Below are 20,501 nucleotides of genomic sequence, written 5' to 3' on the forward strand. Positions count from 1 at the left end.
CCGCTGGTCACAGGGCGGTAACGAGATGGTGCGCGAGCGAACCGGAGGGTGCTCACGCGTCCAGTGGGGGGTGTGAGCCCCCTTCCCGCCCCGGAGAAGCGCATGCCTCCGAAGCGCCCCCTGGTCCTCGTCCTCCTTCTCGCCGCCGCTCTGGCCGCCGCCCTCGCCACCGCGTACGCCACCGCGTACGCCGACCAGCCCGGCGAGACACCTGAGCCCGGGCCGGGCACGGTCGTCGTCCTCGGCGCCTCGGTCGCGGCCGGCTACCGCGCGACGCCCGGCGCCGAATGGCCCGCCCAGGTGTCCCGCCGGCTCCGGCGGGCCGGTTCCCCCGCGAGGCTCGTCAACCACAGCATCGGCGCCACCCTGCTGCTGACCGACAACGGCGAGGGCCGCCCCAGCGCGCTGAACCGTCTGAGACGCGACGCGCTCGACGTGCCCGGCGTCCGCACCGTCGTGCTGACCGACCTGATCAACGACATCCAGTGGCCCCCGCACGTCTACGACCCCCGGGTCCTCGAACGCGGCCTGGCCTCCGTCGCGTTCACGGTCCACGCCCGGGGCGTCCGGCTCGTCGTCGCCACGATCCCGCCGTACGGAGGCTTCGTCCGCCACTCGCCGGAGGGGGAACGCTGCCGGCGGGCCGTCAACGACTTCATCCGCACCAGCCGCCTCTTCGACGGTGTCCTCGACTTCGACGCCGTACTCGCGGACCCCGCCGACCCCGCCCGGCTGCGGCCCGCGTACGACTCCGGCGACCACCTCCACCCGGGCGACCGGGGGCACGACGCGCTGGCCCGGGAGGTCGATCCGCGGGTCCTCACCGGGGTTCGCACGCCCTAGCTTTTCCACGTGCGTCGAAAGGATCGCGCCGCCGCTGTCCGCGCTGGTAGGAAGGGGCCGTGGGAGATCATCTGGCCGTCACGATCCGGCGGTTGCGGTTGGGGGCGGGGCTGACTCAGGAGGCGCTGGCCGAGCGTTCGGGTGTCTCGGTGAGCACGATCCGCGGGATGGAGACCGGCAGGCGCCGCAATCCGCAGCTCGCGTCGGTGCGTCAGCTGGCGGCGGCGCTGGAGCTGCGGCCTCAGGAGCGGGACGAGCTGCTGGCGGCGGCGACCGGCGAGGAGGCGGCCCCGGTGGCGCCGGTTCCGCGCCAACTGCCCGCGGCGCCCGCGCCGTTCGTCGGCCGCGAGGACGAACTCGCCCTGCTGGACGCGGTGTCGGGTGCCGTGTCGGAGGGGGCAGCGACCGTGGTCGTGTCGACGATCGCCGGGGCCGGCGGGGCCGGCAAGTCGTGGCTGGCGCTGCACTGGGCGCACCGCAACGCGGGCCGGTTCCCGGACGGGCAGCTCTTCGTGGATCTGCGGGGGTTCAGCCCGGACGGCGAGCCGATGGACCCGGCGGTGGCCGTACGCGGTTTCCTCGACGCGCTCGGGGTGGAGCCCGACCGGGTGCCGGTCGCCGTGCACGCGCAGGCGGCGTTGTTCCGCAGTCTGGTGGCGGGCAGGCGGATGCTGCTGGTGCTCGACAACGCCGTCGACACCGCGCAGGTCGTGCCGCTGCTGCCGGGCGGCGACACCTGCGTGGTGGCGGTGACCAGCCGGAACCGGCTGCCGGGTCTGGTCACCGGGCACGGCGCGCGGGTCGTGTCCGTGGACACGCTCACGGACGCCGAGGCGCGTGAACTCCTCGTCGCGCGGCTCGGCGCGGCGCGAGTGGCCGCCGAGGCCGGGGCGGTGCGTGAACTGGTCCGGCTGTGCGGCGGGTTCCCGCTGGCGCTGAGCATCGTCGCGGGCCGCGCCCTCACCCACCCGCACCTGCCGCTGGCCGCCCTCGCCGGGGAGCTGCGCGAGGACGTCCTCGACGTCCTGGACGACGCCGACCCGGCCGCGAGTCTGCCCGCCGTGCTCTCCTCGTCCCATCGCGCGCTGAGCGCCGAGGAGGCCGAGGTGTTCGGGCTGCTCGCGCTCGCGCCCGGCCCCGACATCTCCCTGCCTGCCGCCGCGAGCCTCACCGGTCTCGGCCCGAGCCGGACCAGGTCGGTGCTGCGCCGGCTGGAGCAGTCGTCGCTGATCGGCCGGGACGCCGCCGGCCGGCACCGGATGCACGACCTGATCCGCCGGCACGCCGTCACCGCGCACACCCTGGACGACGCGGTACGCGCGGCGGCGCTGCGGCGGGTCCTCGACTTCTACACGCACACCGCGTACGCCGCCGCCCTCCTCCTCGACGCACACCGCGAACCCGTCGAACTCGCCCCGCCGGTCCCCGGCTGCGATCCGCACCCGCTGCCGGACATCCCGGCCGCGATGGACTGGTTCGACGCCGAGCACCGCACCCTGCTCGCCGCCCAGCAGGCCGCCGCGGCGCACGGCTCGTACGGCACGGCGTGGCGACTGGCCTGGGCGCTCAACGACTTCCACTACCGGCGGGGCCACCGGCACGACCAGCTCGCCGTGTGGCGGATCGCGGTGGACTCGGCGGGCCGGCTGCCCGACCCCGGCGCCCAGATCATCACCCACCGGCTGCTGGGCCGCGCATATGTCGTCCTCGGGCATCACGAGGAGGCGGTCGAGTCCCTGAACCAGGCGCTCGTGCTGAGCGAGCGGCAGGGCGACCGCGCCCTCCAGGCCCAGGCGCACTACACGCTCGCGTCGATCCAGCCGGACGGCCGCCGGGCCCTGGAGCACGCCCGGCGCGCGCTGGACCTCTACCGGGGTCTCGACCAGCCGATCGCCGAGGCCAACGCGATGAACGCCGTGGGCTGGTACGCCGCGCTCCTCGGCGACCACGACGACACCGCCCGCGAGCACTGCCGGGCCGCCCTCGCCCTCTACCTGCGCCACGGGGACGTCAACGGGCAGGCGCAGACCCTGGACAGCCTCGGCTACATCGACCACCGCGCCGGACGCCACGACGACGCCGTCCGGCACTACGGCCGGGCCCTCGCGCTGTACCGCGATCTCGACAACGCCTACGAGACGGCCGAGACGCTCGACCGGCTCGGCCACCCGCACGCGGCGCTGGGCCGGTACGAGGAGGCGCGCGCGGTGTGGCGGGAGGCGCGTGACCTGTACCGGAGCCAGGGCCGTGCCGAGGAGGCGGACGAGGTGGAGGGGCGGCTCGGCGGGCTCGGTGACGACCGGTCACAGGTGGACGGCCGGTGACCTGTTCGCCCGTACGCCCCCTCCGACAGGCTGGTTCGCGAAGGCCCGGCGGGTGTCCGGCGGGCCGGAACCGACCAAAGGAGCCTTCGGGCTCCGACGAGGGGAACACAGGACGATGCGCTTCAACACGAGGGTCGCGGCCACGGTCTCGGCGCTGACGATGACCACGGGACTGCTGGCCATGTCGGGGGCGACCACCGCCAGCGCGGCGGACGGATGCAGCACCGGTGTGGTGACGGGGACCGCCAGGTCGGCCACCGGCGCCCGGGGCCAGCTCTTCGAGCTGCGGTACAACGGCTCCGGCACCAACACCTGCGCCTGGGGCCGGGTCACCAACGGCTCCCCCGGCATGCACGTCTGGGTCGACCGCAGCAGCGACGGCGGCCGTACCTGGGAGCCGCAGCTCGGCTGGCGTGAGATCGCCTCGGGCACCAGCGTCTACACCGAGGCGTGGCGCGACCGCAACGGCCAGCTGATGCGGGCCTGCGGCGACTCGGGCTACAACACGGCGATCACCTGCACGGGCTGGTACTGAGTTCCGTCGCCCGTGCCGGCCGCCACGGTCGGCACGGGCGCTCCCCGCTGCCCGGTATCTCGGGCTCAGAAGGCTCAGAAGGCTCAGAAGGGGAAGTCCCGCGGCTCGCCCCGCAGAGTGATCCAGCGGAGTTCCGTGAACTCGTCGGCCGCGAAGCCCGTGCCGAACCGTCCCCAGCCGCTGTCCTTGGCGCCGCCGAAGGGCATGGTGGGTTCGTCGTTGACCGGCTGGTCGTTGACATGGACCATGCCCGCTTCGAGGCGGCGCGCGATGTCCAGTCCTCGGTGCAGGTCGCTCGTGAGCACTCCTGCGGTGAGTCCGAAGCGTGACGCGTTCGCGCGCGCGACCGCCTCGTCGGCGTCCTCGACCGTCTCCAGGACGACGACCGGGCCGAAGGTCTCCTCGAAGGCGAGTTCGGCGTGGTCGGGGACGTCGGTCAGGACGGTCGGCGGATAGCACGGCGGCTCGGCCGCTCCCCCGGTCAGCAGGCGGGCGCCCAGCGATACGGCCTCCTCCACCCGGCGCTCCAGCAGGGACAGCGCCCACTGGTTGATCACCGGTCCGACCACGGTGCGCGGATCGTTCGGGTCCCCGACGGGCAGCGCCGACGCCTTCTCGGTGAAGCGGCGGGTGAACTCCTGCGCGACGGGCCGCTCGACGTAGATGCGGCGGGCGCACATGCAGACCTGCCCCTGGTGCACGAACGCGCCGTAGACCGCGGCGTCGACCGCGTAGGACAGGTCGGCGTCGGCGAGGACGAGGAGCGGGTTGTGGCCGCTGAGCTGGAGGACGGCGCGTTTGAGGTGGCGGCCCGCGCTCTCGGCGAGGCGGCGGCCGGTGGGTGTGGAGCCGGTGAAGTTGACGCGGCGCACGGCGGGGTGGGAGATGAGCGCGTCGGCCACGGCGCCGGCGTCCCCGGGCGCGTGGGTGACGACGTTGAGGACGCCCGGGGGGAGCCCGGCCTCGGTGAAGATCTCCGCCCACAGGGTGCCGCCGGTGACGGGGGACTCCTCGGAGGGTTTGAGGACCACCGTGTTCCCCAGGGCGAGCGGGCCGACGACGCTGCGGCCGGACAGGACCAGGGAGGCGTTCCAGGGGGCGATGGCCGCGACGACGCCGACCGGCTGCCGTACGGCGAGGGCGCGGGTGCCGGGGACGTCGGAGGGCAGGACCTGTCCGACGGCCGTGTAGGGGAGTCCGGCCGCCTGCCGCAGCAGTGAGACGCCGAAGTCCACCTGGACCGTCGCGTAGTGCCGTCCGCACCCCGTCTCCCTGGTCAGCAGGGCGATGACCTCCTCGCGGCGGCGGTCGAGGACGTCACCGGCGCGGAGCAGGACACGCTGGCGCTCGGCCGGGGGCGCCTCGGCCCACCCGGCGAAGGCCGCCCGGGCGGCGTCCACGGCCCGGCGGGCGTCCTCGGCGTCGCCCGCGGCGGCCGTCGCCATGACGGCTCCCGTCCACGGGTCGTGGTCCGGGAACGTGCCGCCGCCCAGTGACGCGGTCCACTCGCCCCCGATGTGGTGACGCACCGTCATCGGCGTGTCCGGTCGGTGCGCCGCCGCCGTCTCGGGGCCGGGATCGTTCACCTGGTCGGGTCTCCCTGCGTCGGCGGGCAGGGGGTGCTCCCTGTCGCCGCAGATGCTAATCGACCGCCGCGCTGCTCACGCTTTCGCGATGCCACCACTTTTGTCGCCGCTGCAACCAATCCGCTGTCCCGGAAGGAACGGATTACGCACGCACATGTCCCGATAGCGGAGGCTCTCAGTGAAGGAAGCAGTTCATATCGGCAGAAATCCATCAGCCGGGCCTGATCTGCAAGATCTGGTCGGCCGGGTGGCCCTGGGCGACGAGGAGGCGTTCGCCGGCGTGTACGACGCCGTCGCGGGCGGGGTCCTGGGGGTCGTGCGGGCCGTGGTGCGGGACCGGGCGCAGTCGGAGGAGGTGGCGCAGGAGGTGCTGGTGGAGGTGTGGCGGACCGCTCCGCGCTACCGGCCCGACCGCGGGACGGCGATCAACTGGATTCTCACACTCGCGCACCGGCGCGCGGTGGACCGGGTGAGGTCGGTGGAGGCCGCGGTGGCACGGGAGCACAGGGCGGCCCTCCTGGACCGGGTGCGCGAGTACGACGAGGTGGTCGAGCATGTCGAGGCGCGGCTGGAGCGGGAGCAGGTGCGGCGCTGCCTGCGCACGCTGACCGAGCTCCAGCACCAGGCCGTCGACCTGGCGTACTACCGGGGGCTGACCTACCGCGAGGTGGCGGAGGCGCTGTCGCTTCCGCTGGGGACGGTGAAGACCCGGCTGCGGGACGGACTGATCCGGCTGCGTGACTGCCTGGGGGTGACCGCGTGACGACCACCGATCTGCACCGGCTGACGGGCGCCTACGCCCTCAACGCCCTGTCGGACGAGGAGAGCGCCGCGTTCGAGAGGCATCTCGACGGGTGCGAGGCGTGCGCCCAGGAGACGGTCGAACTGCGCGAGACCGCCGCCCGGCTGGGGCTCGCGGTGGCGGTGCGACCGGCCCCCGAGATGCGCACGCAGGTGCTGGACAGGATCACCACCGTCCGCCAGCAGACGTCGCGCACACCGGGTACGGCGCTTCCCGCGCGGTTCGGCCTGCGGGCGGGGACGCTGTCGCGGTGGACGCTGGCCGCCTGCCTCGCCGCCGTCACGGCGCTGGGCGGGACGGCCGTCTGGCAGCACCAGCAGGCCCAGGACGCCCGCGACCGGGCGGACCGCGCCACCCGGGCCGCCTCCGAGATCGCGGCCGTGCTGGCGGCGCCCGACGCCCGGACCCGGGCCGCCGCACTGGCCGACGGCGCCACCGGGACCGTCACGGTGTCCCGCGGCCGGGACCGGGCGGTGTTCGCGGTCTCCGGGATGGCCGCCGCGCCGCGCGGGAAGGTGTACCAGCTCTGGTTCGACGACCACGGCGCCATGCGTTCCGCCGGGCTGATGGACAGCGGCGGCCGGCAGGTCCTGCTGCTGAAGGGCGCCGTCGACGGGGCGTCGGGGATGGGCATCACGGTCGAGCCCGCCGGCGGCTCCGAGCGGCCCACCTCCGCGCCCGTCGCCCTGATGGACTTCCCGGGATGACCGATGCGGCGGGCCACTACGGCATACGGGTGCAGTCCGCCGTATCTCGTCACATGAACGGCCGTGGATTGTCCTACGGTCATGACGATCGATCTTCTGGCCTCGCACCCCATGCCGTCCCGCCCCAGCCGCCGTGACGGGAGCACGCCGCTACCGGACCCCGAGGAGCGGGTCCGGCTGCGGCGGGCGTGGTGTCTCACCGAGGGGCAGCTCGCCCAGGCGTTCGGGGTGACGGCGGCGACGGTGCGGTCGTGGGAGTCGGGCCGCACCTCGCCGACGGGTGCGCGCCGGGCCGCGTACGCCGCGTTCCTCAACGGGCTGGCCCACGGTCTGGTGCCGTCTCCCGCCGTCGCCTCCAGGGTGCGGCGGGCACGGCGTCCGGTGCCGACGCTCGTCGTCCGCACGCTGCCCGTCGCCGGGCGCCCCGGGCAGGTGGCCCGCAGGGTGCTGCCGGGGCGGGCGACGGTGACGGGCGGGCTGCCGGTCGGGCCCCGGCCGGACCCGGTCTCTCCGGGCAGGCTGCGCAGATTCCGGCTCGTCACCGTCGCGGTGGGGGTGTGGATCGCGGTGGGGCATCTGCTGGCCACCGCGCCCCCGGCGCACCTCTGACGCCGGACGGAGCGCTCAGACGCGGCCCGTGACCGTCACCGTGACCCGCGGCACGGGCCGCTCCGGCGCCAGGACCGCCACATGGCGCTGGACATCGGCGCGCACGGCACGGGCCACGTCCAGCGCCCGTGCCCGCCCGTCCACGACGACCTGGATCTCGACGTGCCAGGCGCCCCCGTCGGCCGGCAGGGTCACCCGGACTCCGGCGGGCCGGTGCGCCGGCCACGCCGCCGGGGCGCGCAGCCGGTCCGCGAGCCCCGGTCTCAGGAAGGCCACCCCGGCGACGCCTTCCGCCGCCGTGGCGATCTCCGCGACGAGGGTGGCGTGCGCGGTGCGCGTGTGGGAGGCGGTCATGACGTACGGCCTTCCTGCTCGTCGTCGGCCGGGGCGGGCACGAGGTCGGTGACCCGGATGTCCACGACCGCTATGACCATGCCCAGTTCCCGGTCCGCGGCCTCCCACACCCGCTCGCGCACCCGCTCCGCGACGTCCGGGAGGGCGGGTCCCGCCGGGGCGTGGATGTCCAGCCGGACCCCGACGGAGCCGTCGTCGCCGGCGGACAGCAGCCGGCAGGAGCCGGCCCGCACTCCGGGCACGGTCTCGGCCGCCGCGCGTACCGCGCGGGCCGCGACCGCTTCCATGATCCACAGGTCCTCGGCGGGCTCGCCGAGCGGCAGGGGGCGGCCGGGGCGCAGTTCGAGGCGGACCACGTCCATGATCCGCCGACTCAGCGGCTCCGTGTCGTGGACGGCGTCCCGGGTCTCCTGGCGCAGGACGCGCACCGCCGACTCCAGGCGGTCGAGTTCGCGGACGGCCTCGCGGCAGTGCGGGCAGGACCTCGGGTGGGTGTCGTCGGACGGGTGCTCCCAGGCGTCCCACGCCCGCGACAGCGACCGCCCGCAGGGCAGGGGTTCGTCGTCGGGGTCGAAGGCGCTGTTCGGAGCGTCGGAGTGGGCGTTCATCGCCAGGCCCCCATTGCTTGTGTCAGACATCGGCGTGCGCGGAAGACCCGGGCGCGGACGGCCTCCTGGCTGATGCCGACCGAGTCCGCGACGAATTCGTAGGAGTGGCCGTCCAGTTCCCGCAGCACCCAGCATGCGCGCTGTTCGGGCGAGAGCAGGTCGAGGGCCGCCCGCAGTTCCCGGACGGCGTCGCGGGCCTCGGCGATCCGGGCCGGGGACGTGCTGTGCTCGGCCGCGGGCGGGTCACCGGCCGCCTCCAGCGGGGCCACCGGTCGGCGGGCCCGCAGGACGTTCATGCAGCGGTTGGTGACGATCCGGTACATCCAGGTGTGGAAGGAGGAGAGCCGCTGGAACTCCGGCAGCCTCCGCCAGGCGCTGATGAAGGCTTCCTGCACGGCGTCCTCCGCCTCGCTCGGGGTGCCGAGCAGGCTCATGGCCAGCCGGGTCAGCGACGGCGCGTGACGCTGCACGAGCAGCGCGAAGGCGTCCTCGTCCCCCTCTGCGGCACGGACGGTCAGCAGATCGTCCTCCGTGCTGTCCGCGTCGTCCCTGCTGTCCGGTGGTGCGCTCGGTGTGCGGGCCCCCGCCACTGGGCGGCTCCTCTCGTCCGGTCTCCTGAGCGTTGGACACCGCCGGGCCGGTGTTGTGACGCGGTGGCGGCGATCCCCGGCGGCGTGCGCCGGAGAACAGCTCTTTCCGTCTGATCCGTAGCCGTGGGGGTGTGCGGATTGGCCGGAGGGAAATGTTCGTCCGATCGTGGGAACGACCAATCCGCCCGGCTCTCGGAACCGGATTCCCCACGTGAGCGACAACGACGAGAAACACCGCACCCGATCCGCCCCGGTGGCGCTGGGAGCCCTCGCCGGCGTGCTGGCGGGAGGCGCCGCGCTGGCGGTGTCGGAGCTGGTGGCCGGGGTGGTCCGGCCTCAGGCGGGACCCGTCGTGGCGGTCGGTGGCGCGGTGATCGACCGTACGCCGGCCGCCGTGAAGGACTGGGCGATCCGGCATTTCGGCACCCACGACAAACTCGTGCTCCAGCTCGGGATTCTCGCCGTACTGACCGTCTTCGCCCTGCTGTTGGGGATGGCCGCCTCGCGTTTCCGCCGGGCCGCGGCCGGCGGTGTCCTGCTGTTCGGCGTGGCCGGTGTGGCCGCGGCGACGAGCCGGCCCGACACGGCCGGTGTGGTCGACGCCCTGCCCTCGGCGGCGGGCGCGGTCGCCGGAGCCGCGCTCCTGTACACCCTCGCGGGCCGCCTCACGCCGCGCGGGCCCACCCCCGCCGAGGACGGTGCCCCGTCCACGGCGCCCTCCTGGGACCGGCGAGGGTTCGTGATCACGGCGACGGCGGCGGCTGCCGCGTCGGCCGGCGCCGTCGCCCTGGGCCGGTCACTTGGCGCGTCCCAGGGGCGCGGCGCGGTCGCCTCCCGCCGCGAGGTGGTGCTCCCCGCACCCGCCTCGCCCGCCGCGCCCGTACCGAAGGGCGCACAGCTGCGGATCGCCGGGGTCTCCGCCTTCACCACGCCCAACAGCGCCTTCTACCGCGTGGACACCGCCCTGGTGGTTCCGAAGGTCGACGCCACCACCTGGCGGCTGCGCATCCACGGCAAGGGCGTCACCCGGCCGCTGACCCTCACCTACGACGACCTCCTGCGCCGCGAGCTGGTCGAACGCGACATCACCCTGACCTGCGTCTCCAACGAGGTCGGCGGGCCGTACGTCGGCAACGCGCGCTGGATCGGCGTACGCCTGGCCGATCTGCTGGCCGAATGCGGGGTCAGGCCCCCGTCGGCCGGCGGACCGGCGGACCAGCTGGTGGCGCGCTCGGTGGACGGCATGACCATCGGCAGCCCGGTCGAGGACCTCATGGACGGCCGTGACGCGCTGCTGGCCCTCGGCATGAACGGCGAGCCGCTCCCCTTCGACCACGGCTTCCCGGTGCGCATGGTGGTGCCCGGCCTCTACGGCTTCGTCTCCGCCTGCAAATGGATCAAGGACATCGAGCTCACCACCTTCGACGCCTACGACCCCTACTGGGTCAAGCGCGGCTGGGCCCGCAGGGCGCCCGTCAAGACGCAGTCGCGCATCGACACCCCCAAGCCGTTCGCCCGCCCGAAGGCCGGCACCGTCATGGTCGCCGGGGTGGCGTGGGCCCAGCACCGCGGCATCGACAAGGTCGAGATCCGCGTCGACGACGGTCCCTGGCAAGAGGCCCGGCTCGCCGCCGAGGACACCGTCGACACCTGGCGCCAGTGGTCCTTCCCCTGGCAGGCGACCCCGGGCGGCCACACCCTCACCGTGCGCGCCACCGACCGCACCGGCGCGGTGCAGACCGACCGGCGCACCCGCACGATCCCCGACGGCGCCGACGGACGGCACTCCGTGGTCGTGACCGTCGACTGATCCCCCAAGACCATCTCTCCCCCTTTTTCCCCGAGAGGGCAGCGACCGCTGCCCCGAATCCCACAGGAGAACCCTCGTGAACACCCGAATCCGCCGTACCGCCGTCACCCTGGCCACCGCGGCCGTCCTGCCGCTCGCCCTGAGCGCGTGCTCCGACAACAGCGGTGACTCCGCCGCGTCGGACTCCACGCCCAAGGCGGCGGCCTCGGCCTCCGCGACCGACGACGGCATGACCGGCTCCACCGGCACCGCCATGGACAAGCCGTTCGGTCCCGCCTGTTCCGCCGTCCCCGCGAGCGGAGCCGGTTCCTTCGACGGCATGGCCCAGGACCCGGTCGCCACGGCCGCCTCCAACAACCCGGCCCTGTCCACCCTCGTGGCGGCGGTGAAGAAGGCCGGACTGGTCGACACCCTCAACAACGCCCAGGACATCACCGTGTTCGCTCCCACGAACGACGCCTTCGCCAAGATCCCGAAGGCCACCCTGGACAAGGTCCTCAACGACAAGGCCCAGCTGACGAAGATCCTCACCTACCACGTCGTCGGCCAGAAGCTCACGCCGAAGGACCTGGAGAACGGCTCCTTCGAAACCCTGGAGAAGGGGAAGCTCACCACCTCGGGCTCCGGCGAGTCCTACACCGTCAACGGCTCCGCCAAGGTGGTCTGCGGCGACGTCAGGACCGCCAACGCGAACGTCTACATCATCGACAGCGTCCTCATGCCCACCAGCTGACCCACCCCGCCCCCGCCGGACACCGCACAGCGGTGTCCGGCGGGTTCTCGAAGATTTCACGGAGAGCCGCGTCACAGGAACGACCGGTGCGGGTCCAAGGAAGTGACAGCGACTCAGACAGCGACAGAGAGGCACGCGAGATGACCACGCAGACCGCACCCACCGCCAAGGCCGTTTCCACGCCGCGCACGGGCGGACCGGCCCCCAGCACAACGGCCGTGTCCGGAGGCACGTCGGGAGCGGACCAGCCGGCCGCCGACCGGGGCCGCACATCGATCGCCGACGTGGTCGTCGTGAAGGTGGCGGGCATCGCGGCCCGGGAGATCCCCGGTGTGTACGACATGGGCGGCGGCCTCTCCCGCACCATCGGGGCCGTGCGCGACCGCGTCCCCGGCGGCCGGCCCAACGTGGGCCGGGGCGTGAAGGTCGAGGTGGGCGAGCGGCAGACAGCCATCGACCTGGACCTGGTCGTCGAGTACGGCGTGCCCGTCATGGACGTGGCCCGCGACGTCCGCGAGAACGTGATCTCGGCGGTGGAACGCATCACCGGGCTGGAGGTCGTCGAGGTCAACGTCACGGTCAACGACGTACGGCTGCCCGACGACGAGCCCGAGACCACGGCCGAGACCCGCGTGGCCTGACGGCGTCCGGAACCAGGTGAGAGGCGTATCGGTATGAGCACCCCCTGCACGGGGATGATCGCGGGCATGGCCCTGGCGTTCGCCGGCTTCTTCGGCGGGTTCGGCGCCTTCCTGCTCGTAGCCGCGCTCGGCGGCCTGGGCTGGGCGCTGGGCCGCTGGGCCGAGGGCGGCGGCAGCCTCCAGGACGTGCGGGACGCGTTCGAGCGGAGCCGTCGGTGACCGCCCCGGCCCGGCGGGGCACCACCACCGTCTCGGAACGGGCGGTGCGCAGGATCGCCGAGCAGGCGGCCGTCGAGGCCCTGCCCGGCGCGCACCAGGACCGCGCGAGCGGAGCGGCGGCCACCGTACGGGGCCGACGGGCCGAGGTGTCCCTCAGGGTGGCGCTGCCGTATCCGGTGATGCTGGGCGACACCGTGCGGGACGTCCAGGAACAGGTGACGGAGCGCACCCGGCACCTGACGGGGCTGGAGGTGGCGACGGCACGCGTCGCCGTCACCTCGTTCACCCGGCCGCGCTCCGGCCCGCTCCCGTCGGCGGACCGCGCGGACCCGCCGGTGCCCGCGCCGCGTACGCCCCGACGCAGCTGGTCGCGGCGGCGGCTGCCGGTCGCGCTGGTCGCCTCGGTCACCGCCGCCGGGTGCGGTGCGCTCGCCCTCGACATGATCCGGGTGCACCTTTCGGGCCGTACGGCGGGCGCCTGGCGTACCGGGGCCGTGCGCTGGCTGTCGGAGCACGGGCCCGGCGATCACCTCGTCGTCGCCGCGGGCGGGCTGGGGGCGCTGGCGGGCCTGTGGCTGCTCGTGCTCGCCCTCACTCCCGGCCGGCGTCGCCGGCACACGGTGCGTGCTCCGGGGCCCGGCATCGACGCGGCCGTCGACCGGTCGGCGGTGTCCGGCCTGGTCCGTGACGCGGTGGCGGGCGTGGACGGGGTCACGGCGGTGCGGGTACGGGTGCGGGGGCGCCGGGTCACGGTCCGGGCGTCTCTCGCGTTCGGCGACCGGGCGGCTGCGCATGTCGCGGCGACGGCCGTCGCTCGTGACTGTCTGACCGCCTGCCGACTGCGCCGCACTCCTCGACTGCGCGTCGTCATGACTCCCGAACCGCTGTGGCGGCCGGTCGCGGGCCCGGACGGCGGGGGCGGGGGCGGGCGTCCTGCGGGCTCTGCGGATGCGGTTGCGGCTGCGGCTGCGGCTGCGGCTGCGATGACGCCGTCCGACGATGGGACCGCCCCGACAACCAGCTCTCGTGCGCAGGTCCGGCCGCGCGGCAAGAGGCGCACGGCGCTGCCCCGGCTCCGTCCCTCGGTGAACCGGACGGTCCTCGGTGGCATCGGCCTCGCCCTGCTGCTCGTCGGTCTCTGGCTCGCCGCGACGGAGCGGGCCGTCGCCTCCCGGCTGCCGTCCTGGTGGCCGGCGCCGCCCCCGGATTCCGTCCTGCTGGACCGGGAAGGACTGGCCCAGTTGCGCGCGCAGACCTGGTGGACGCCCACGGCGATCGCCGTCCTGGCCTCCCTGGCGGTGCTGTGCGCCTGGTGGGCTCTGGCGCAACTGCGCTCGGGCTCCGCGCGCAGGCTCTCCGTGGGCGCGCCGGGCGGAACCGTCCGCCCCCAGGCACTGGCCGAGGCCCTGGCCGCCCGGGTGGCCGCGCTGCCCGGCGTGACCCGCTGCCGTGCCCGGGTGGTGCCCCGGTCCGGTGACCGGCTGGAGGTGGGCCTGCGGGTCTGGCTGGCCTCGGACACCCCGCCCGCGTCCGTCCTGCCCAGCCTCACGGCCCTGGCGACGGAGGCCGGGGAGGTCCTGGCACCCCGCACGGCCCACACCCGGGTCCGGCTGAGCGCCGCCTCGCACCGAACCCCCCATGTCCGCTGAGGCGTTGCCGGGGGCGTCAGTCCTCCGGCGGCCCGCCTCCGTCGGCTCCCCAGGACAGGAGTGTGCGTCTCTCGCCGACCGCCGCCCGGTCGAGGACCCTGACGTACTCCTTCCTGCCGAGGAGGCGCACGAGCCGTTCCTCGCACTGGTCGCGCAGCGGTGTCATCTCCGGTGTCCCGCGCTGCGGATGGCCGACCGTGTCCCAGAAGCGCCGGGCCGCCCCGAAGGCGTAGGCGGCGGAGTGCGCCTCCCCCGCGTCCGTCAGGGAGATCGCCAGGACGTCCATCACCATGGCGATGCCGAAGGCGTCCCCGATGTGCCGTTTGGCGGCGAGCGCCGCACGGGCGTGGCGGACGGCGTCCCGCTCCCGGCGCTCCATCACGGCGATGAGGGCGAGCTGGTGGTCGAGGTAGGACCGTGTCCAGTACTCGTCCAGCGCTGTGCAGACGTCCCGTAACGCGAGCGCCTCCCGGCGGGCTTCCTCCAGCCGGCCCGAGCCGGTGAGGGCGAAGACGCGTACGAGGCGGCACAGGGCGCTCGCGGCGGTCAGGTCCTCCGGGTGGCGGGGACCGGCCGCGGGCTCGAACCGCTCGACGACGCTGGCCGCGGCCAGCGGGCGACCGCCCAGGAGATGCAGAAGCCCTTCCAGGTACGCGGCTCTCGCCCCGCCCTCGGTGTCCTCGGAGTCCGCCGCCGCTCCCCGGCACGCGGCGGCGCTCCGGCGGGCGGCGTCGTGCTCGCCCTGGAGCGTGAGAGCGATCCCGAGGCTCCACAGCCCCTGCACCCGGGCCCCGTCGTCGCGGCCGTCGTCCGGAAGGAGCGGCATCGCCCGCTCCAGGTACTGCCTGGCCTCGTACAGATAGCCGGAGCAGACCCAGAAGAAGGTGACGTACCCGATCATCTCCAGCGCGGCGGCCGGGTCGGAGACGAGGAACCGGTCGGCAGCCAGTCTGATGTCGGCGTGGAGGAAGTCGACGCGCCGGTACCAGTCGGCCTGGGCGGGACCGAACCACTCGTGGTGTGCCTGCCGGGTCTGGCTCAGTACGTGCTCGGCGTGGCGGTCCGCGGTCGTCTCCTCCTCGCCGAGTTCGGCGAGCCACATCCGGCCGTACTCCCGGACCGCGTCCAGCATCCGGTAGACGCCGTCGCGTCGGACGACCACCGACTTGTCGCACAGGGCGGTGAGGACCCGGCCGACCCTGCGCGGGGTCAGCGGTGCCGTGCCGGCGATCTGCCAGGCGGTGGTCTCGTCGAAGGGGCCGGGCAGGACGGACAGCCTGGCCCACAGCAGTCTCTCCGTCGGCGTGCACAGTTCGTGGCTCCAGCCGATCGTGGTCCGCAGCGTGCTGTGCCGGGCGGGCGCCCGGCGCTGCGGGGAGAGGGGGAGGTCCACCGCCGAGGGCGCGGAGACGCAGAGTTCTTCCAGCGGCATGATCCTCAGCTGGGCGGCGGCGAGTTCCAGGGCCAGCGGCAGGCGCTCCAGCCGTTCGCACAGGTCGGCGGCCAGGCGGCTGTCGGAGTCGTCCTTCAGCGGGCTGTCGGCCGCGGTCGCCCGGTCGGCGAACAGGGCGAGCGCGTCGTCGAGGGAGGCGGGCGGTTCGATCTCGACGACCGCCTCGCCCCGCACGCCCAGCGGTTGGCGGCTGGTGGCCACGATCCGCAGGCGGGGGCAGGCGGTCAGCAGATCACCGACCAGGTCACGGCATTCGCCGAGCAGATGCTCACAGGAGTCCAGGACCAGCAGCGTCTCGCGGTCTCCCGTCCACGCGCAGATCGCGTCGACGGGTGTGCGCGGGGTGTGGTCGGACAGGTCGAGCGCGTCCGCGACGGTGGCGGCGAGCAGTTCTCCGTTGCGCAGGGGGGACAGATCGGCCCAGGCGACACCCTCCTCGACGGTCACGTGTCCGTGGGTGACCGCGCGCTGGGCGAGGCGGGTCTTGCCCACGCCCCCCACTCCGGTGAGCGTGACCAGGCGCGACCCCGTCACGGCCGCCGCGATGAGGCCGAGCTCTTGCGAGCGGCCGATGAACGAGTTCTCCTCCTGCGGGACCGTCGTCGCCATGACCGCATTCTCCTGCACCGTCTGACGGTCTCTCGAGGAAGAGGGAAGTTCCCTCCGTCCGGTGGGGGTGTCGCTTATCCTGCGCCGGCGCGGGGGCGTCCTGTGAGCGGTCGGCTCCGGCGCGCACCACGGGGCGGCACGCGGGCACGGGCTCGGCGACCGCTGGTGGACCGTGCAGGGTTCACCAGCGGTCGCCACATGGCGCCGACGGCTGTCACGGAGTGACGTACAGCTTCGTCAGCGCCATGGCTCGGGTCCCGTCGCCGTACTCGACCATGCCGACGTACCGCTCGCCCCGGGTCGCGGACGGCCACGCCACCGTCAGTCCGCAGACCGCGGCGGGGGTGACCGGGCAGGTGGCGGGGGTGACGACGGGCACGACGGCCGGGGACGTCTGGCCGACCCTCCACAGCCGCAACGTGTACTGCTGGGTGTCGATGCCTTCCGGCATGTGCTCCTGTACGACGTAGACGTCGTAGTCTCCGGGCGGCAGGTCGACATGGTCGTCCGGGCCGGTCTGCGGACCGGGGAAGACCCTGGCGCCGTTCTCGTCGAAGGCGTAGAGAGACATCTTGCTGCCCGGCACGTGGTCCGCCGCGTACACCCCGGCGCGGGTGAAGGGGGCGCCCTCCGGGACGTGGACCGGGATCTTCGCGACGGCGTCGCCGGGTTGCGGGGCCTCCGCGATCTGCGACGGCTCCTCGCCGGTGAGCGTGCCGGTGATCTTCTCGGATTCGTACAGCTCGGCCCGCGCGGTCAGTTGCCCCGCCCAGTCCGCCCGTACGGTCACAGCGGTGGACCGTGCTCCTTCGAGGGCGATGTCGAGCGGTGCGGCAACGCGCGCGGCACGCAGGGCGACCGGGCTCGTGACCTGATGCCGACCGTAGGCGTCGTTCCAGGTCAGGGAGCCGTAGGAGAAGGCTCCGTAGGCGGCGTCGGTGCGGGTGAAGGTGACGCGGTACGTCGCCGACTCGCCCGGCCCGACGGTCAGGACCTTCGGGGTGATCTCGGCCTGGTAGCCGGGAGGTGTCCGGAGCGTGGCCCGGTAGGTGGCCGTGGCCTCGCCGACATTGGTGACGGTGCGCGTCACCGTCTGCCGGGCGGCCAGGTCACCGACCGCGATGGACGGATGGTTGAGGTCGCTGGGGTCGATGGGGCGGATGGACGCGCAGGGGTCGCCGCCGCCCTCGGCGGTCGGCCGTATCCTCAGCCCGCAGAGGTACGCGTTCCAGTCGGCGGACGTGGAGTCGTACACCAGACCGGGGTCGGCGGCGAGGGCCGCCCGGGGGGAGCCGGCTCCGTGGTCGAGCGGGGTCGCGGACTGCGCGTTCTCCCGGCCCATGGGCTTGTCCTCGTTGTCGACGGTGGTCGCCGTGGTCATCAGCGCGGACTTGACCTCCATGGGCGACCAGTCGGGGTGCAGTTGTTTCAGCAGGGCCGCGAGGCCGGCGATGTGCGGGGCCGCCATCGAGGTTCCCTCAAGGAATCCGAATCGCTCCGGCTCTCCTGACTCGTCGTCAGGCACGACGCCCGCCAGGACGAGGCGTCCCGGGGCGGCGATGTCGGGCTTGAGCAGGTCGCCTCCGCTGTAGCGGTCGGGGCCGCCGGAGGAGAACGAGGTGATCTGCGGAGCGCGGACCCGGGTGATGCCGGGGACGAACTCGCCTGTGGCCTCTGGAGTGGCGGCGTACTCCCTGATGTTCTTCCCGTCCTCCTGCGACAGGTGGACGGTGGGCACGACGTAGTCGTTCGGCAGGAAGTCCTGCGCACTGGTCGGCGTGTTCGCCACCGCCATGCCCACGCCGCCCCGGTCCGCGATCTCCCGGCCCTTGTCCCAGATGGCCACCCCGCCCCGGTCGCAGATGACGATCCGCCCCTTCGTCCTGGCGGGGTCGAGGGTGCCCGGCGCGCACAGTGCCGCCCGCGCGACGTCCGCGTCCGGTGCGCGCGCGTCGGTCGCGTCGACCAGCGCAGCCGCGCGCACCGCGGACTGCGTTCTGACGTTGGTGAAGCGGCGGCCGTCGCCCAGTACCAGCGTCGAGGTGTAGTCGGTGTCGTGGTTCTCGGCGGCGACGGTGGTGATCCACGGCGCGGTCTGGTCCACCGTGTCGGGTCCGTCGTTGCCGGCCGCCGCCGAGATGAACACCCCCGCCTTGGCGGCGTTGAACATCGCCTCCATGGACGTCGGGCTGGTGAGCGATCCGCCGATGGAGTAGTTGATGACGTCGACGCCGTCCGCCACGGCCTTGTCGATCGCCGCGGTGGTGTCCGAGTACCAGCAGCCGTCGGCGTTCCAGCATGCCTTGTACACGGCGACCCGGGCGGCCGGCGCCATGCCGCTCACCTCGCCGCGTACCCCTGAGCCGGGGAGGTCCACCGGGGTGCCGTGGTCCCCGGCGGCGGTGGTGGCGGTGTGGGTGCCGTGGCTGTTCGTGTCCCAGGGGGAAGGGACGTCCCCCTGGCTGAACCCTCGATCGCCGTTGCGGAACCACTGGGCGCCGATGAGCTTGTTGTTGCAGGTGAACCTGTGAGCGGGGTCCTCGCCCGCGTCGCAGCTGCCGTGCCACTTCTTGGCGATGGCCTCAGCGTCGGGGCGGGGTTCGGGCAGCGGGGCGAGCATCGGATTCGTCGGGTCGGCACCGGTGTCCACGACACCGACGATGATGCCCTCACCCGCGTGGTCCGGACCGCCGACTCGTGACCAGAGTCCTTTCTCACCGTTCAGGCCGAGGAAGCGCGGGACGTCGGGAGGTGGGGCTCCCTCGGCCGTGCCAATCTCGGCGTCGTGCGCGACGGGCCGGGGCCGGTCGGGTGGCAGGGGGGTGGCCTTGTCCCGGGTCAGCGCGACCACTCCGGGAACAGCGGACAGTTCTGCCGCCTGGCGCGCGGTCAGTGTCGCGGCGAATCCGTTGAACGCGTAGTTGTACTCGTAGAGCTTCTTGACGCCGGAGACCTCGGCGAGCACTCGGTCGCGGCGGGTGTCCAGGTGCCGCAGGTACGCCCGGACGGCGCTCGTGTCCGTCTTGAGCCGGGCTCCGGGGGAGGGCGCGGTGCGTGCCAGATCCTTCAGACCGCCCTGGTAGGTGGCGACCGGCGGTTCGGCGAGCTTCACCAGGTAGGTGTGCTCGCCCGTGAAGCGAGGTTTCCCGGGGAGGCCGGCGTGGGCGGGTGTCACCGCGCCGACGAGCGTGAGAGATGCGGCCAGGAGATATGAGAGGGGGGAGACCGTCATGAGACCGGCCTTGTTCGTGGGGGGAAAGTCACCTGCCCAACATGCCTTCCGTACTGGCATGAAAGTAGGGGCATTTGCTCTCAACAGGGCAGCGGATTCTCCGTCGGTAGTGGCTCGACGGGGGAAGTCAGCCGGATGCCGCGCAGCCGAGCCAGGCCGGACCACACCGCTGCGGTACGGCTCGGGTCGAAGATCGAGTGGTATCCGCCGGTGTGCCAGAAAAGTACGGGCCCTTCGATTTCTCCCTTGCGCGCCATATCGATGATTCCCGCGACCGCTTTCGCCGTGTACACCGGGTCGACCACGATTCCTTCGAGCCTCGCCATGAGGTCGATGGCCTCCATGACGCCGGCGGCGGGCTGTCCGTAGCCCTCCCCCAAGTAGTCCTCGGTCAGCTCGATGTCGGAGGCGGCGACGTGAACGGTGGGCGCGATGAGATCGGCCGCCTCCCTCGCGAGTCGGAGGTAGTTCCCCGGTACGTCGTCGTACACCTCACCGGCGACGATCACGCCGACGATGCGCGTCGGCTTCCGGCAGAGCGCTCGGCCGAGCACAAGTCCCGCATGTGTACTTCCGGCCGAGCTGGCGTGCACGATCGTGCGGATTGTCGCGCCCTGTGCCTGCATCTGCTGTTCGGCTTCGGCATAGGCACGGGCGAAACTCGCCGCGCCACGACCGGTCGCCGAGCCGATGGGCAGTCGGTGGACCCGCTCGCCGGCGGCCTCCAGTTCGCGGACGACATCTCCGGTCAGTCGGGTGAGTTCTCCCCAGGATGTGTCACCGACGAGACGGAGATCGGCGCCGAAAAGGGCGTCGAGAAAGAGATTGCCGACGGGCTCTTTCGGCTCGTCGTGGCAGAGCACAAGGGTGCATTTCATTCCGATCGCGGCTGCCGCGGCGGCAGCCGCCCGGGTGGCGTTGGAATGGCGGGAGCCCTCGGTCACGAGGTGCGTGGCTCCCAGCGCGCGTGCCTGCGCGAGTTCGGTCTCAAGCTTGCGCACCTTGTTCCCCGCGAGGCCCACCGAGCCCAGGTCGTCACGCTTGGACCAGACCTCCACGCCGAGTTCGTCGCTCAGCCGAGGCAGGAATTGCACGGGCGAGGTGAACCCCCGGAGATCGATACGCGGCAAGTCGATGAAGTGAGATTCTGCGCTCATGCCCACAGAGGCTAGAAAAGCGAGAACACATGCACAACCA

The 20,501-nt window shown here is 73.4% G+C and carries 18 protein-coding genes; 11 read left to right on the forward strand and 7 right to left on the reverse strand.

Translation table 11 applies throughout. The features are described 5' to 3' along the window. Window positions 1-102 precede the first annotated feature (102 nt). From ABZX85_RS30625 to ABZX85_RS30635, 3 genes are all read left to right on the forward strand, one after another. Window positions 103-843 (forward strand): GDSL-type esterase/lipase family protein, encoded by a 741-nt coding sequence (locus ABZX85_RS30625; RefSeq protein WP_355875494.1) that lies wholly within the window; start codon window positions 103-105, stop codon window positions 841-843. Window positions 844-902: 59 nt separating this feature from the next. Then, entirely contained in the window at window positions 903-3,167 is a 2,265-nt protein-coding gene (locus ABZX85_RS30630; RefSeq protein ID WP_355875497.1) for a tetratricopeptide repeat protein, read from the forward strand. Between the two features lie 115 nt (window positions 3,168-3,282). Beyond that, window positions 3,283-3,702, forward strand: coding sequence for a glycosyl hydrolase (locus ABZX85_RS30635; protein WP_355875500.1), 420 nt, complete (start codon window positions 3,283-3,285; stop codon window positions 3,700-3,702). Between the two features lie 83 nt (window positions 3,703-3,785). Here the strand turns inward: ABZX85_RS30635 and ABZX85_RS30640 are convergent, their stop codons facing one another. Further along, the gene (locus ABZX85_RS30640) at window positions 3,786-5,288 is read right to left on the reverse strand and encodes an aldehyde dehydrogenase family protein (protein ID WP_355875503.1); all 1,503 of its coding nucleotides are present in this window, start codon (window positions 5,286-5,288) and stop codon (window positions 3,786-3,788) included. A 178-nt stretch (window positions 5,289-5,466) separates the two neighbouring features. Between ABZX85_RS30640 and ABZX85_RS30645 the strand changes: the two genes are divergently transcribed. The 3 genes from ABZX85_RS30645 (at window position 5,467) to ABZX85_RS30655 (ending at window position 7,406) form a co-directional block, all read left to right on the forward strand. Next, on the forward strand, window positions 5,467-6,051 hold the full coding sequence (locus ABZX85_RS30645) for a sigma-70 family RNA polymerase sigma factor (RefSeq protein WP_355875506.1): 585 nt from the start codon (window positions 5,467-5,469) through the stop codon (window positions 6,049-6,051). Beyond that, window positions 6,048-6,797 carry an anti-sigma factor gene (locus tag ABZX85_RS30650; protein ID WP_355875508.1) on the forward strand — a complete coding sequence of 250 codons (750 nt, stop codon included), beginning with the start codon at window positions 6,048-6,050 and terminating at the stop codon, window positions 6,795-6,797. Before ABZX85_RS30645 ends, ABZX85_RS30650 begins: the two co-directional genes overlap by 4 nt. An 81-nt stretch (window positions 6,798-6,878) precedes the next feature. After that, entirely contained in the window at window positions 6,879-7,406 is a 528-nt protein-coding gene (locus ABZX85_RS30655) for a helix-turn-helix domain-containing protein (protein ID WP_355875511.1), read from the forward strand. Window positions 7,407-7,421: 15 nt separating this feature from the next. Here ABZX85_RS30655 and ABZX85_RS30660 read toward each other — a convergent pair whose 3' ends face one another. From ABZX85_RS30660 to ABZX85_RS30670, 3 genes are read right to left on the reverse strand one after another with little or no spacing between them, the layout of a single operon-like run. Further along, window positions 7,422-7,760, reverse strand: a complete 339-nt coding sequence (locus ABZX85_RS30660; RefSeq protein ID WP_355875514.1) for a hypothetical protein — start codon at window positions 7,758-7,760, stop codon at window positions 7,422-7,424. Next, a complete protein-coding gene (locus ABZX85_RS30665; protein ID WP_355875517.1) occupies window positions 7,757-8,368 on the reverse strand; it encodes an Asp23/Gls24 family envelope stress response protein in 612 nt (203 codons plus the stop codon). The genes ABZX85_RS30660 and ABZX85_RS30665 overlap by 4 nt, the downstream gene beginning before the upstream one ends. Beyond that, window positions 8,365-8,958, reverse strand: coding sequence for a sigma-70 family RNA polymerase sigma factor (locus tag ABZX85_RS30670; protein WP_355875520.1), 594 nt, complete (start codon window positions 8,956-8,958; stop codon window positions 8,365-8,367). Before ABZX85_RS30670 ends, ABZX85_RS30665 begins: the two co-directional genes overlap by 4 nt. Window positions 8,959-9,169: 211 nt before the next feature. On the opposite strand from ABZX85_RS30670, the gene ABZX85_RS30675 reads away from it, so the two are divergent. The 5 genes from ABZX85_RS30675 to ABZX85_RS30695 all read left to right on the forward strand — a co-directional run bounded on the left by ABZX85_RS30675 (window position 9,170) and on the right by ABZX85_RS30695 (window position 14,010). Continuing rightward, entirely contained in the window at window positions 9,170-10,768 is a 1,599-nt protein-coding gene (locus ABZX85_RS30675; RefSeq protein ID WP_355875523.1) for a sulfite oxidase, read from the forward strand. Between the two features lie 76 nt (window positions 10,769-10,844). Next, window positions 10,845-11,501 carry a fasciclin domain-containing protein gene (locus tag ABZX85_RS30680; protein WP_355875526.1) on the forward strand — a complete coding sequence of 219 codons (657 nt, stop codon included), beginning with the start codon at window positions 10,845-10,847 and terminating at the stop codon, window positions 11,499-11,501. A 140-nt stretch (window positions 11,502-11,641) separates the two neighbouring features. Further along, window positions 11,642-12,142: an Asp23/Gls24 family envelope stress response protein gene (locus ABZX85_RS30685; protein WP_355875529.1), complete on the forward strand. Its 501-nt coding sequence runs from the start codon at window positions 11,642-11,644 to the stop codon at window positions 12,140-12,142. 33 nt (window positions 12,143-12,175) lie between these two features. Then, on the forward strand, window positions 12,176-12,361 hold the full coding sequence (locus ABZX85_RS30690) for a hypothetical protein (protein ID WP_355875532.1): 186 nt from the start codon (window positions 12,176-12,178) through the stop codon (window positions 12,359-12,361). Then, complete coding sequence (locus tag ABZX85_RS30695; RefSeq protein ID WP_355875534.1) at window positions 12,358-14,010, forward strand: DUF6286 domain-containing Asp23/Gls24 family envelope stress response protein; 1,653 nt, start codon at window positions 12,358-12,360, stop codon at window positions 14,008-14,010. The genes ABZX85_RS30690 and ABZX85_RS30695 overlap by 4 nt, the downstream gene beginning before the upstream one ends. 16 nt (window positions 14,011-14,026) lie before the next feature. Here ABZX85_RS30695 and ABZX85_RS30700 read toward each other — a convergent pair whose 3' ends face one another. The 3 genes from ABZX85_RS30700 to ABZX85_RS30710 form a co-directional block, all read right to left on the reverse strand. After that, on the reverse strand, window positions 14,027-16,072 hold the full coding sequence (locus tag ABZX85_RS30700) for a regulator (protein WP_355875537.1): 2,046 nt from the start codon (window positions 16,070-16,072) through the stop codon (window positions 14,027-14,029). Between the two features lie 214 nt (window positions 16,073-16,286). Continuing rightward, window positions 16,287-19,304: a S8 family peptidase gene (locus tag ABZX85_RS30705; RefSeq protein WP_355875539.1), complete on the reverse strand. Its 3,018-nt coding sequence runs from the start codon at window positions 19,302-19,304 to the stop codon at window positions 16,287-16,289. An 80-nt stretch (window positions 19,305-19,384) separates the two neighbouring features. Continuing rightward, entirely contained in the window at window positions 19,385-20,461 is a 1,077-nt protein-coding gene (locus ABZX85_RS30710; protein ID WP_355875542.1) for a pyridoxal-phosphate dependent enzyme, read from the reverse strand. Window positions 20,462-20,501 lie beyond the last annotated feature (40 nt).

This window comes from Streptomyces sp. NPDC004539 (assembly GCF_040610055.1).
Classification (GTDB): domain Bacteria; phylum Actinomycetota; class Actinomycetes; order Streptomycetales; family Streptomycetaceae; genus Streptomyces.